Genomic DNA, 12,783 nt, shown 5'->3' on the forward strand with positions numbered 1-12,783 from the left:
TGGGCGTGATTCAATTCCCTTGACACCCACCTGTCAAGAGGCTTGACCCGTGAACGCGACGAATAAATTGCTTGACAAATGGATTGAATGGCGCTCTCGCAGCACCGGTGCGGCTCTCACGGCGGGAGCGATCGCGGACGCCCTAGGCGTGCGACGGACGTCGATCGCGAACTACCGGGCCGAAACCTCGCAGGCTGCGCCGCACGTGATCGCCAAAATGGCACGCGACCTTGGTGAAAACCCGGCGGTATGGCTGGCCTTGGTAGAGTCGGAAAGATCTCGCGATGCCGATGATCGCAGGGCGTGGGCAGCCGTTTTCAAGCAGCTTTCGGCGGCGGCCGTGCTGGCCGTAGTGGTCGCCGTCCCGAGCATCACTCAAGCGGCCCAGATGGGCGCCGATAAGGCGGCAATGCCTATTATGTTAAATACGCAGTGGCGATGTTGCGCCGTTGGTTGGCGCGAAACCCCGTGCCGGCCTGCGTCCCGTTCCAGCCACACGGCCGCTGTACCCGTCGGGGTTCATGAACTGCCAGCGCCACGCGTCGCGGCACATCGCATCGACGTCCAGTTGTGCCCGCCAGCCCAGCAATCGACGGGCCAATGACGGATCCGCCCAAACCTGAGCAACATCGCCCGCGCGACGCTCGACGATCTCATACGGCACCTTTCGGCCAGAGGCGTCTTCGAACGCGCGAACCAGTTCCAGCACGCTCACGCCCCGGCCCGTCCCCAGATTGACGGTCAGGCTTCGGCCGTTGTCGGCCAGGTATTCCAGCGCATCGACATGGGCCTGTGCCAGATCGGTGACGTGGATGTAATCGCGGACGCCCGTGCCATCGGGGGTTGGATAGTCGCCGCCGAAGATGCTGAGCCTGCGGCTACGGCCTGCGGCTACCCGGCAGATGTACGGCATGAGGTTGTTCGGGATGCCGGCCGGGTCCTCCCCGATCAGGCCGGATGGATGGGCGCCAACGGGGTTGAAATACCGGAGGTTGGCGACGTGGAACGATGGCTGCGAATGGCACAGGTCGCCGATCAGCTGCTCCACGACCAGTTTCGTGCGTCCGTACGGGTTGGTGACCTGCAGGCGAGCGCCCTCCTGGACCGGTACGGCTTCGGGGTCCCCGTAGACCGTGGCGGACGAGCTGAACACCAAGCGGTGGATGTTGGCTGCCTGCATTGCCTGAAGCAGGTTGATGGTGCCGCTGATGTTGTTCTGGAAATACTCCAGCGGCCGCTTGCAGGAATCGCCTACCGCTTTGAGCGCTGCGAAATGGATCACGGCATCGAATCGGTGCCGGAGCAGCAACCTGATCAGTGCCAGCCTGTTGCGCAGGTCGACGCGTTCGCACGCCACCGGCACCCCGGTAATCCGCTGCAGGCGCGCAAGTACTTTGGGCGAACTGTTGGAGAAATTGTCGCCAATTACAACGTCGTGTCCCCGCTCCAACAGGGCCACGCAGGTGTGGCTGCCGATGTACCCGGCGCCACCGCACACAAGGATGCGCATCGCGCTCATGACGGATCCCGGTTCCGTTGGTCGTCGAGGGGGGGACGTCCAAACCAACGGAAAAGGTCGGCGGATTCGTCCAGGCCGCGGCAATGGAATGCATGAATGCCCCTGCCGCCACGTTGTCCGAGGGCGGCTGAAATCAGCGTTGTAAAAATGGGCCAGGGGTGCGCCTGCCCATCACTGCAAGAGGGTTTTGGGGAGGGGCGTACCACGGGCGGCCGGGCGTGAAGATGCGGCTGGCGGCCATCTGGCCCAACCGAGGCCGGGTGGCCGGGTGTGCCGTTACCCGGCGTTTCTCAGTTGGGGTCAATCGGAGAATTGCCATGCGCCTCGCGTCAGCCCTTTGTGCGGTCGGCCTGTCTCTTGTGCTTGCAGGTTGTGCCAGCGCCCCAAGCCTCATGTCGGGGGCGCCCCCCTCCCCCGTCCAGCCGGACGACTACCAGATTGGTGTGGACGATATTGTCCAGGTGTCGGTCTGGAAGAACCCCGAGTTGGGCGTCACCGGGCCTGTGCGGCCCGACGGCAAGATATCGGTCCCGCTGGTGGGCGATGTGGTCGCAGGCGGCCGAACGCCCAACGACGTCGCGAAGGACTTGCAGGAACGGCTTTCCGCGTATGTGCGCGAGCCCCAGGTGACCGTCATCCTCACCGAGCTGCGTAGCCACGAATACCTGTCCAGGGTGCGTGTTACCGGCGCTGTCCGCCAGCCTGTCTCCATTCCATACCGCCAAGGGATGACCGTGCTGGACGCGGTGCTCGCCGCCGGCGGCGTTACCGAGTTCGCCGCGCCGGATCGTTCCAGCCTGCACCGCAAGACCGGGACTGGCGATCACGCCTATGGGGTGATGCTGGGCAACATCCTCGAATCCGGTGACCTCACAACCAACTACAAGGTCGCCCCGGGCGACGTGATCACGGTTCCGGAGCGTGTGCTGTGAATACCGCTTACAGGCAACTCGGCTTGCCTGCCCCAGCGTCGGAAAGGCTGCCGACGCTTACGTTGCTGTCGATCGCGCGCAAGGAAGTAGTGCGTTACGTGCTGCCACTGGCCGCGATTTTCACTGCTATCGCGTTGTTCTTCCTCATCTGGGGCTTGCTTAGCCCGCCCACGTACAAGTCATCGGCGACAGTGCTGGTCCAGGACAACGCACCGATCACCCCGCTCATGGAGGGGCGAACCGCGGCGCCGAACGAGGCCTCGATGGCCATCATTTCCCGGGACGTGCTGTTTGGCCACCGGGTGATGGACGAGGTACTGAAGGCCGGCGGCTGGAATCTGGAAACAATGAGCCCCGTCGAAAAGGAGCGCCTGACAAAGAGCGTCATGGGGCGCACCGAAGTGACCGTGACCGAGCGAACGCAGGTGCGGTCATCGGACCCCAAGTTGAGCGTTGTCAAGATCACCTATGCCGACTCGGACGCCGAGCGCGCCCATCGGGTGACCAAGCGGTTCTCCGAAGCCTTGATCGAGCAGGTGCTTGACTCGAGGGCCAGGGCCAGTCGCTCCGCGTACGAATTCATTGATGCCCAGGTCGAGAAGTACCAGGCGGCGTTGGGCGAGGCGGACAAGAAGCTGCATGACTATCGCCTGGACAATCCCGACGCCCTCCCCGGCGTGGATGCCGACGTGGCGGCCCGCATCGCCGAACTGCGTAGGGCAGCCGACAATGCCAGCATGGATCTTGCCGATGTGAGCGCCCAGGAACGGCAGGTGCTCAGCCTGCTCTCACGCGAGAGCCAGGTCACCACGATATCGCGCGCCACCCAGTCGAATGCACAACTCGCGACCTTGCAGGCAGAGGAACGCCGGCTGTTGCTCAGCTACACCGAGCAGCACCCCGACGTGGTCCGCGTTCGCAGCCAGATTCGCGACCTGCAGTCGCAGATGCGCAGCGGACGCGTAACGGGTGCCTCCGTCCTGCCCGGCACGAACCCGACCATGAATCCGGTTTACGAACAGTTGCGCGCCCAACTGGCCGAGGTGCGGCGCCAGGGGGCTGCGGCTGCGTCCCGGGTAGCGAGCGCACAGGCCCTGTTGCGCGATGAGTTGGGGCGTAGCCGCCGGATCATCGGCGCGGAAGGTGAAGTATCTGCCCTGACCCGGGCGCACGACGTCAATCGGGAGATGTACGAGGATCTCCTGAAGCGGCGTGAGAACGCGCGAGTCTCGATGAGCCTCGATGCGGACGGGCGCAGTCTCGGGTTCCAGATCCAGGAGCCGGCTTCCACCCCGCTCCTACCGTCCGGGCTTCGGCTGACGCACTTCGCCATCGCCGGGATCATCGTCGCAGTCCTGGTGCCGCTGCTGCTCGTTTCGTTGCTGGTCAAGCACGACCCGCGTGTCCGGGTTCCTATGCAGATCGAACGCGATGCCGGCTTGCCAGTGCTGGCAAGCATCCCGATGGGCATGACGCCGGACGGTTTCGAAGCAAGCGCAAGGCGGATGAAACTGGGCAAGGCCTTGTTCCTGGTGGTGCCAGTGGTCTACGGACTTGCATTGCTGCTGAAGATGGTGGGCGTGCTATGAATGACTCGAACCTTGCGGCAGCCGCCATCGTGAGCGCAGCCCGGGACGCAGAGCGCCGGGATGTTGTGCGAAAAAGCGAAACGACCAGCCTGACGCCTCGCCAGATGGCCGAGCGATCAATCATTCCGTACGCCGATGGCGCGAATCGTCCCCTGGTCGACTCGTTCCGAACCCTGCGTACCCAATTGCTGGCCATTTCCAACGAGAACTTCATCACCCTGGTGGTTCCTGTGACCAAGGGCAGCGGCGCGAGCTTCGTAGCCCGCAACCTTGCCTTGTCGATGACGTTCGACCCAACCAAGACGGCGCTGCTGGTCGACTGCGACTTCCGTCATCCGTCCCAGCACTCGTCGCTGAAGGTGGATGCCTCCCGCGGCGGGCTGGCGAATTATCTGGAGAACCAGCATTCCGAAGTGGAGGAAATGCTCTATGGAACTGGGATTCCGAGACTGACCCTGATTCCGGCCGGGCGATCCGCGTACGGTGACTTGGCGAGCGAGCAGTTCTCGTCGTTTCGGATGCGGTTACTGATGGACTCGCTCCGGAGCAGCTTTGCCGACCGCTACATCTTCCTGGACGGGCCGCCAGCCCTCGGGTCGCCGGATGCCAGAATGCTGGCTGATCTGGCCGATGTCGTCATTCTCGTTGCAGGCTACGGGCGGAATACCGCAGCAGACATCGCCATCGCGGCTGGCAACTTCGACCCACGAAAATTCGCGGGCGTGGTTTTCAATGAGAACGCCTGATCACGACAAGTCGCGAGCCGGCGCCCGACCGCCGCGGGTCCGTCGTTCGCGGATATACCTCGCGATCATGGCGTCGGCAATCGCCTGTGGCGCACATGCCGGACGTCTTGACTACCAACTGGAGATGACCGCGCTCAAGAGCGACAACATCAACCAGAGTGAGGACAACGAGGCCAAGGAAAACGTGTTTATTCCGAGGCTGAAGTTCGACTTCGTCGAGGAAGGGGCATCCGTTGACGTCAAGGCAAGGGGAGAGATTGAGCGCCGTCATTATGGCAACGACAATTTCGATGATGAAACCCGAAGCGCGTTCGCGGGCAGGATCAATTGGTCGGTGCTGCCACGACGCTTGAGTCTGGTCGCGGAAGACTACCTGAGCGAACAGCCAATCAACATTCGCGACGGTCGCTATCCCGGCAACCTGCAACAGGTCAACGTGTTCATCGCCGGGCCCAGCATGTTCGCGAGGTTTGGCGAAGCGACGCGTTTCCAGATGGATCTGCGCGGCGCGGACACCTACGCCGAGGTGACGCCAGGGTTTGACAGCAGGCGCTATAGCGCCTCGGCGATACTGGGTCAAACGTTTGGCGCGTCCGCGGAGGCGTCGCTTCACGTGACGGCGACGAAGGCGGATTTTGATGAGACAGACCCGAACATTGTCGTGGACTACGTACGCAGGGATGCGTTCTTGCGCTATGAGGGTCGCCAGCGGAACGTAAGTTACGTTGTCGATCTGGGGGGCGCGCGTGTTGATCGCGACCTTGCAAGCGATGCCAATACGACCATCGCCAGGCTGACCGTCGAGTGGCAGCCCAACACGTCCAGCCGGCTCCGCCTGCGTGCGCGACGTCAGTTCGCGGACGAAGTCCAGGATCTTATCCTGCGCCTCAGCGACCCGGAGGAAGCGCTCGTTGCCGATCTTGCCGATCCAGGCTCATCGCAGGTCAGCGGCAGCGTCTACCGACAGCGTGATGTTGAGCTGGACTACCGCTATCGGGGCGAGCGCTTCAGTTTCCGCGTCAGGCCACGGGATCGCAACCTGGACTATCTCAGCCGCGATGACTCCAGCAGGACCGAGCGCAGCATGGCGTTTCAGATGGGCTACCTGCTGCGCCCGCGATTGAACACGTTTGTGGATGGATTGGTTCGGGTGCGTGATTTCTCCACGCGTGACCAGCGCGACATCGACCACATTTACCGCCTTGGGGTGGACTACCAGGTGACGCGGCATTGGGGATGGCGTGCTGAGTTGATCCGGAACAAGCGCGACTCAAATCTTGACGACCCATATTACGTCGAGCACGTCGCGCAGATGACGGTCTGGTGGAAGCGCTGACGGAGGTGATGGGATGGCGCTACTGCTCCTGTGCACCATGGTGCTGTTGCTGGCGTACATTTACTTCGGCTACCCGCTGTTGATGCTCACCTTGGCCGCGGTCAGGCCACGGCCGATTCGCAAGCACCCGTTCTCCCCGACGGTGTCAGTCATTGTCACCGCGTACAACGAGCGCCCATCCATCGAGAGAAAGATCAGGAACGTTCTGCAGTCCGACTATCGGGCAAACCTTGTGGAGGTAATCGTCGCCTCCGACGCATCGGATGACGGGACGGATGACGTTGTCATCGCCATGGCGCATCCGTTGATCAAGCTGCTTCGAGTTGAGGGGCGGAAGGGAAAGACGGCCTGTCAGAACGCGGCGGCAGCGGCAGCATCCGGGGACATTCTGGTGTTTACCGACGCCACCACGGACTTGGATCCAAGCGCACTGCGTGCGTTGGCTGGGAGTTTCAGCGACTCTTCCGTCGGTTGCGTTGCCGGCCGCCTGGTGTACACGCCAATGGGGGGCGACGTGACGGCCCGCGGTGGCACGTCATACTGGAACTACGAGTCGATCCTGCGCGCGGCGGAAAGTGCCGTAGGGTCGTTGATCGGTGTGTCCGGGTGCCTTTATGCGGTGCGTCGCCATGCGTATCGCGCCATTGACCCTGGTCTAATCAGTGACTTCGTCATCGCCATGGTGGTCAGGGAGCAAGGGCTTCGCACCGTCCTTGAACCAACGGCGCTGTGCTATGAAGCAACGCTGGAGCGACCCGATCAGGAGCTGGCCATGCGGGTTCGCGTCGGGCTCCGAAGCCTGTGCGCGCTTTCCATGCAAAGGCGGTTCCTGAACCCATTGCGCTTTGGAATGTTCGCCTGGCAGTTGTGGTCACACAAACTGTTGCGCTATCTGTCTCCGGTTATCTGGGGCATGGCGCTGCTTGCCAACCTGGCGCTGGCCGCCGAGGGACGCTACGTCTGGTTGTTGTCCCTGCAACTGGCGGTGTTGGCAGCCGGTCTGCTCGGCTTCGTCTCGGTGAGGGTGTTCGCGAAGTCTGGCGTGCTGGCGCAGCCCTACTATTTCCTGCTGACAAACCTAGCGTCAGCCGTCAGCCTGTTTCGATTTCTTCGGGGAGAGCGCATCGTGACCTGGACACCGGTTCGATAGCCATGCAGACGATCTTTCCAATGGATGCACCGGCGGATCAGTCCAGCAGAGGCGCCAGCCTTGGCGATCCCGAGGTTGGCGTCGGCCGGGAGGCCGCATGCGGGAACGACGCAGTCGACCAGTGCGCCCCTGCCCTCACGGCAGCCTCCGCACGCTTCGCGCCACGGCGCGTGCTTTACGTCGTGTCCCAGTTTCCAAGTCTTTCCGAGACATTCATAGTGCGCGAGATCGGCGCGCTGATCGAACAGGGCATCGATGTGCGTGTCTTGTCGTTGAAGGCAAGCAAGGAGACGATTGTCCAGGATCAGGCTAGCAAGCTGCTGGACAGGGCCTTGTACCCGATTGGCCTGTTGCACTCCATTGTCGCCGCCCTCGTGGCCGTTCTACGGCAACCTGGCGTGATGACGTCATTCCTGGTGACACTGGTGCGGGAGCTCTGGCGCCGTCCGGTGATCTTTGCGAAGAGTCTCGTGGCCGGCTTCCGCGCGCTTGGACGCATGGATGACATCAGGCGCTACGAGCCGGAGCTGATCCATGCCACGTGGGCAACCTACCCCGCTACGGTGGCCTGGCTGTTGTCGCGGGCCTTGGGGAGGCCGTTCAGCTTTACCAGTCGGGCTCACGACATCTTCATAGATGACCACATGATGGCACGCAAGCTGGATGCGGCCGCCCTGGCCGTGACCATCACGGAACACAACGTCAGGTTCATGTCCAAGTGGGTGCCGGCAACGAGGGCGAAACCCATCCGGGTCGTGCACTCCTCGCTCAATCTGAAAGAATTTCCGTTTTCCCGAAGCGGACGCATGCCGGGGAAGCTGCTGTCGGTAGGCAGGCTCGTGCCAATGAAGGGGTTCGACGTCTTGCTGTCCGCGCTTGCGGAACTCAATGCACGGGGCGAGACCTTCTCTTGCACCATCATTGGCGAGGGACCGGAGCGGGCCAGGCTCGAGGCCTTGCGCTCTTCACTGGGACTTGAGGGCGTTGTCGACCTTCCGGGGGCGATGCTTCAGGCCGAGGTCGCGCGGCACATGACCGACGCGACGCTAATGGTGCTGCCCTGCGTAGTGGCGCCCAATGGCCAGTCCGACGGAATTCCCAACGTGCTCATGGAGGCCATGGCAAGCGGTCTTCCCGTCATCAGTACCCGGGTCTCGGGTATTCCGGAGTTGGTGGAGGACGGCGTCTCCGGGCGATTGGTCGAGAAGGGAGATGCTGGCCAGCTTGCACAGGCCATCGGCGCCCTGTTGGCCGATGCCGAGCGCCAGGACGCCTTTGCCCGAGCCGGTCGGTCGAAGGTGGAGCAGGATTTCAACGTGCAGATTGAGGCCGGACGGCTGTTGGCGCACTTCAGGGAGGCGTGCCATGGCTGAAAGACGTCGCGTCCTCCTGGTGATCGACAGCATGGAAGTGGGCGGAAGCCAGCGTCAGATTCATCAGCTGATCGAGGGCCTGGACCGGACACAATGGGATCCGGAACTGGCTTTCTTCCGTACGGATTCGTTCCTTGCGGAGTTGGTGCGCAAGACTGGCATTCCGGTGCACTTCCTCCCGAAGCGCGGCCGCGTTGACCTGAGGTTCGTGCTGTCGTTGGCCCGGCTGCTTCGTGGCCGGAACTACGCCGTGGTCCATGCCTACTCGCTGACAGCGGAAGTGTGGACCTTGGTGGTCAAATGGCTTTGCGGCCTGCGGTGTCCCGTCGTCGCATCCGAAAGAAGTGCCGCGCGCGCCGATCGTCCTGCGTGGTTCTGGCTCGTCAAGCGGTTGGCGCTTTCACGCAGTTCGGCGGTGATCGCGAATTCAGAAGTGGGAGCGCGCTCTACAGCCCAGCGAACCGGCGTAGATGAGGACAAGTTCACGACCATTGCCAATGCCGTTGAGGTGCCCGAGCCGCTTGCCCGGGATCACCAAGCGGACCTTCGGCAGTCGTTGTGTATCCAGGACGGGAAGCTGACGGCGCTTTTCGTCGGTCGCATGGTAGACGTGAAGAACCTTCCCTGCCTGGTCAAGGCGCTGTCGCTGATTCCATCCGATAGCCGCCCCCTGACATTGCTTGTTGGCGAAGGGCCTGCAATACCATCAATCCAGGGCTTGGCACGTAACCTAGGCGTCGAGTCTGACGTTCATTTCGTTGGCGCACGAGACGACGTCAGCGATTTGATGCAGGTCGTGGATTACCTGGTGCTGCCGTCGCATTTCGAAGGCCAATCCAATGCATTGCTCGAGGCCATGGCGGCCGGTTGCCCGGTGATTGCGTCGGCCGTCGGCGGCAACATCGAGCTGATCGATCACGAGTCAAGCGGATTCCTGTTCCCCGATGACGATGCCCAGGCGCTCGCCCATGCCATGCGTCGCATGGAGGATCCACGCGTCCGGTGCAAGTTGGCGTGCAAGGCGCTGGGCAACGTCGTGACACGGCACAGTCGCAGCGCATTGGCCGCTGCTACTGCCGATGTGTATCGACGATGCCTCGCGGAGGGAAACCAGCCTGCCGGTCGCATGCCGATCCGCATGGGGCACTCTGGCTGATCGACAACCGGCGGAAATTCGTCCCTGTCTCGTGGCCACTGTTGCACAACCTCACTAGCGTGGTGCGTCAATGCGCTTCCTCTACGCCATCCCTATCGTGCTGCTCCCCAACACGGCACACCTGCCGTCGGACGCCAGCGTCGGGGTTTCGCTGGCCGCGCTCCTCGTCGCGTTGCTTTTTGGCCGGAGGGATAGCGCGTCGATCGACCGGCAATCACTGATGTGGGCGCCACTTGTCGCATTGTTCATTGCGATGTTGGTGGGCTTCCTGGCGGCCCATTGGCACGACCTGTCCGGTGCGGAAAAGGATCTTCGGGAGGCCAAGGTGGCCGTGTTGTTCCCGCTTCTGTATTTGGCGTACCTGCGGTCGGGATTGGATCTGAAGGCAACGCGTCAATTGATCATCGTTGCGCTGGTTGTGGCGGTATTGGCCGGCTTGGAAGCCGTCTTCCAGGCAAGAAGCTTCAACCTCATGGAGTTTTCGGAAACGCAACGCGCGACTGGGCCATTCGGTCAGATCAAGATGGCCAACCGCGCTGGCGTTTTCTTCGCGATGTTCCTGCCCATGCTGGTGGCGATTGCCCTTGAGGCCGGGCAGCGCCGCAATGTTCGCGCCCTGGCTATTGCTGGAAGTCTGGTACTGGCGATGGCCATATTGTTCACCTACTCGCGCCAGTCCTACCTGATCGGAATGTTTGTCGTCATGATCCTGCTTGTCTGGCGCAGCATACCCGTGGCCCTGCTGGCGGCCACGGTGCTGGCGGCATCCGCCATCATTTTCCTCCCCAGCAGTGTCGTCGACCGTGTGCAGGACACTCAGCAAGTCGACGCAAGTGGCGCCGTGACGCTGGACGTGAGTACCGCCAGTCGCTTCACCATCTGGAGCGGCGCGGTCGATATGTTGCGCGACCACCCGGCGGGTGTTGGCTTGGGGCGGTTCTCCGAGAAAATCGGCAACTACACCACGTACTCGGGAAAGGATGCGCACAATGGTTTTCTGCTCACGTTGGCCGAACTGGGACCGCTGGGTCTCTTTGCACTCCTGTGGGTCTTCTGGCGGCTATGGCGTTTGAGCCGCTGGCTCCGCCGTTCGCCGGCGGCCGCCAGACCTGGTACGGGAACCCTCGAGCGTGGGTTCACACTGGCGGTGGTGGCCATGGCGCTCGGCAACCTGTACGGCAGTCCGTTTTTTGACAGCGTGGTGATGGCCAACTTCTGGATACTCTGCGGCTTGATGGAACGTTATGGCGCACTCAAGTTGAGCTCGGCGCTGGCCGTTGCCACGGCGACGATGCCGGCGCACCCGCCGGCACCGATGGGGCAGCGTTTCCCGCTGGCTTCGCGCGCCCTGCCCGGCCTCGCGAGGCCAAAGAATGCCTTGCGCTGACGCGTCCCGCGAAGTGGCAAGACGATCTGCATTGGCGCTGTTGCTTGCAGGGGCCAGCACCGCGGCCTCGACCCAAAGCGGGCCTTGGTGCGTAAGGCCCGCAGTCGCGCCCTTGAGCCCCCCGGTCAGTGCGGAAGTGACCCAAGGCACAACCTTTTACGTGCGCACTGATGGCGGCAATGCCGATCAGTGCGATGGTCGCGCCAATACCGGCTATCCGGGACGAGGGCAGCGGTTGACGTGTGCATGGAGCAGCCCTGAAGTTGCACTGCCCCGTTCTGGGAGCGCGCGGATTTCGCCGGGGGATACCCTGCGGATCGCCGCTGGTGTCTACAAGATCGGACGTGAGATGCAGGCCATTCCGAGCGGCCCCTCCCGGGCGGTGCCGACCCGCATCCTCGGGCAATCGGGACAAGCGCCGAAGCTGGTTGGTACCAATGGCATCCACCGCGTGGTGAACCTGGACGGGAGCTCGAACGTCGAGGTGGCCCATCTGGAGATTACCGACGACAGTGACTGCGTCTATCGCCATGCCGTGGCAGCGGCCCGGTGTTCCGATGGCATGCCATGGGCCCGCGTGGGCCTGTATGCCCGCGCTTCCGCGCATGTATGGCTGCATGACCTGAACATCCATGGGATGGCAGCGCGTGGGGTGAATGCCGGGGGGCTTGAGAACTGGACGGTTGAGCGTGTCAGGATCATCGGAAACGGCACGTCTGGATGGGATGGCAACGTTGGTGAACGCGGCTCCAACCGAGGTCGGATCGTCTTGCGCCATCTCGAAATCGCCTGGAACGGATGCGGAGAGCGGGTGCAGACCGGAAAGCCATGGGCGTGTTGGGCGCAACAGACCGGCGGTTATGGCGACGGACTGGGCACGACCGACACGGGTGGGCAATGGTTGATTGAAGATGTTGACGTTCATCACAACACCTCCGACGGCCTGGATCTGCGTTACATGGATGGTGCCGACGGAACCAACGTGGTCTTGAGGCGCATTCGTGCCGTGGCCAACGCGGGCAACCAGGTCAAAGTCAGGGGCAATGCCTTGCTGGAGGATTCGATCCTGGTGGGGCACTGCACCTACTTCCGCGGCAAGTTCAATATGACCGAAGGTGATCTGTGTCGATCGGATGGCAGCACGCTGCAACTGGTGTTGACGGGAGGGGATCGCGTGCTGGTCCGTAACAACACGCTGGCCGGTGAGGGGGGCGCGCAGATTGGTCATAGCGAGGGACAGGGCGGCACCGACGACGTCCGGATCCAGGGCAACGTGGTGATTGGTTTTCCTCACTACCTGCGCCCGGAGCAGATGTCCGCCTTTTCCGCGGGCAAGTCGAGCGCCGTCATCCGTTATGCCGACAACATGGGCTGGACGGTCGCGGGATGCCCTCGTGGCACAAAATGTGACGCAAATCCCAAATTGCGCGACATGTCGTTGGCGTCCTTCGATGCCCGGCCCCTCCCCGGAAGCCCGGCGCTGGGCAAGGCCGGCGCGATCCCGTGCATGAAGTGATCGGCGGCCAGCAGGCCGTTCCCCTGCCGGCGCCCCCTGGCCGGTAGTCATCACCGCCGCGAAAACCTGGCTTTTCCAG

Annotated in this window: 10 protein-coding genes; 9 read left to right on the top strand and 1 reads right to left on the bottom strand. The window is 62.8% G+C overall.

Annotated features, from left to right (window positions below; translation table 11 throughout):
* Positions 1-421: 421 nt before the first annotated feature.
* Positions 422-1,510 carry a UDP-glucose 4-epimerase GalE gene (gene galE, locus N800_RS00490; protein WP_084087027.1) on the bottom strand — a complete coding sequence of 363 codons (1,089 nt, stop codon included), beginning with the start codon at positions 1,508-1,510 and terminating at the stop codon, positions 422-424.
* A 326-nt stretch (positions 1,511-1,836) separates the two neighbouring features.
* On the opposite strand from galE, the gene N800_RS00495 reads away from it, so the two are divergent.
* From N800_RS00495 to N800_RS00535, 9 genes are all read left to right on the top strand, one after another.
* On the top strand, positions 1,837-2,451 hold the full coding sequence (locus tag N800_RS00495) for an XrtA/PEP-CTERM system exopolysaccharide export protein (RefSeq protein WP_156962810.1): 615 nt from the start codon (positions 1,837-1,839) through the stop codon (positions 2,449-2,451).
* A gap of 98 nt (positions 2,452-2,549) precedes the next feature.
* Complete coding sequence (locus N800_RS00500) at positions 2,550-4,040, top strand: hypothetical protein (RefSeq protein WP_156962811.1); 1,491 nt, start codon at positions 2,550-2,552, stop codon at positions 4,038-4,040.
* Positions 4,037-4,786 carry a P-loop NTPase family protein gene (locus N800_RS00505; RefSeq protein WP_036133490.1) on the top strand — a complete coding sequence of 250 codons (750 nt, stop codon included), beginning with the start codon at positions 4,037-4,039 and terminating at the stop codon, positions 4,784-4,786. The genes N800_RS00500 and N800_RS00505 overlap by 4 nt, the downstream gene beginning before the upstream one ends.
* Positions 4,787-4,853: 67 nt before the next feature.
* Positions 4,854-6,122 (top strand): porin family protein, encoded by a 1,269-nt coding sequence (locus N800_RS00510; protein ID WP_198032431.1) that lies wholly within the window; start codon positions 4,854-4,856, stop codon positions 6,120-6,122.
* A gap of 13 nt (positions 6,123-6,135) precedes the next feature.
* Positions 6,136-7,272, top strand: a complete 1,137-nt coding sequence (locus tag N800_RS00515) for a glycosyltransferase family 2 protein (RefSeq protein WP_036133496.1) — start codon at positions 6,136-6,138, stop codon at positions 7,270-7,272.
* 2 nt (positions 7,273-7,274) lie between these two features.
* Complete coding sequence (locus N800_RS00520; RefSeq protein ID WP_036133498.1) at positions 7,275-8,645, top strand: glycosyltransferase; 1,371 nt, start codon at positions 7,275-7,277, stop codon at positions 8,643-8,645.
* Positions 8,638-9,801, top strand: coding sequence for a glycosyltransferase (locus N800_RS00525; RefSeq protein WP_036133501.1), 1,164 nt, complete (start codon positions 8,638-8,640; stop codon positions 9,799-9,801). Before N800_RS00520 ends, N800_RS00525 begins: the two co-directional genes overlap by 8 nt.
* A 70-nt stretch (positions 9,802-9,871) precedes the next feature.
* Positions 9,872-11,188 carry an O-antigen ligase family protein gene (locus tag N800_RS00530; protein ID WP_036133503.1) on the top strand — a complete coding sequence of 439 codons (1,317 nt, stop codon included), beginning with the start codon at positions 9,872-9,874 and terminating at the stop codon, positions 11,186-11,188.
* A 112-nt stretch (positions 11,189-11,300) separates the two neighbouring features.
* On the top strand, positions 11,301-12,704 hold the full coding sequence (locus N800_RS00535; RefSeq protein WP_198032432.1) for a hypothetical protein: 1,404 nt from the start codon (positions 11,301-11,303) through the stop codon (positions 12,702-12,704).
* Positions 12,705-12,783 lie beyond the last annotated feature (79 nt).

Source organism: Lysobacter daejeonensis GH1-9 (genome assembly GCF_000768355.1).
Classification (GTDB): Bacteria; Pseudomonadota; Gammaproteobacteria; order Xanthomonadales; family Xanthomonadaceae; genus Aerolutibacter; species Aerolutibacter daejeonensis.

Bases quoted from the DNA above. Each gene is read 5' to 3' on its own strand.
- N800_RS00520 (WP_036133498.1), top strand. From the start codon at position 7,275: ATGCAGACGATCTTTCCAATGGATGCACCGGCGGATCAGTCCAGCAGA.
- N800_RS00525 (WP_036133501.1), top strand. From the start codon at position 8,638: ATGGCTGAAAGACGTCGCGTCCTCCTGGTGATCGACAGCATGGAAGTG.
- N800_RS00515 (WP_036133496.1), top strand. From the start codon at position 6,136: ATGGCGCTACTGCTCCTGTGCACCATGGTGCTGTTGCTGGCGTACATT.
- N800_RS00510 (WP_198032431.1), top strand. From the start codon at position 4,854: ATGGCGTCGGCAATCGCCTGTGGCGCACATGCCGGACGTCTTGACTAC.
- N800_RS00505 (WP_036133490.1), top strand. From the start codon at position 4,037: ATGAATGACTCGAACCTTGCGGCAGCCGCCATCGTGAGCGCAGCCCGG.
- N800_RS00530 (WP_036133503.1), top strand. From the start codon at position 9,872: ATGCGCTTCCTCTACGCCATCCCTATCGTGCTGCTCCCCAACACGGCA.
- N800_RS00495 (WP_156962810.1), top strand. From the start codon at position 1,837: ATGCGCCTCGCGTCAGCCCTTTGTGCGGTCGGCCTGTCTCTTGTGCTT.
- galE (WP_084087027.1), bottom strand. From the start codon at position 1,510: ATGCGCATCCTTGTGTGCGGTGGCGCCGGGTACATCGGCAGCCACACC.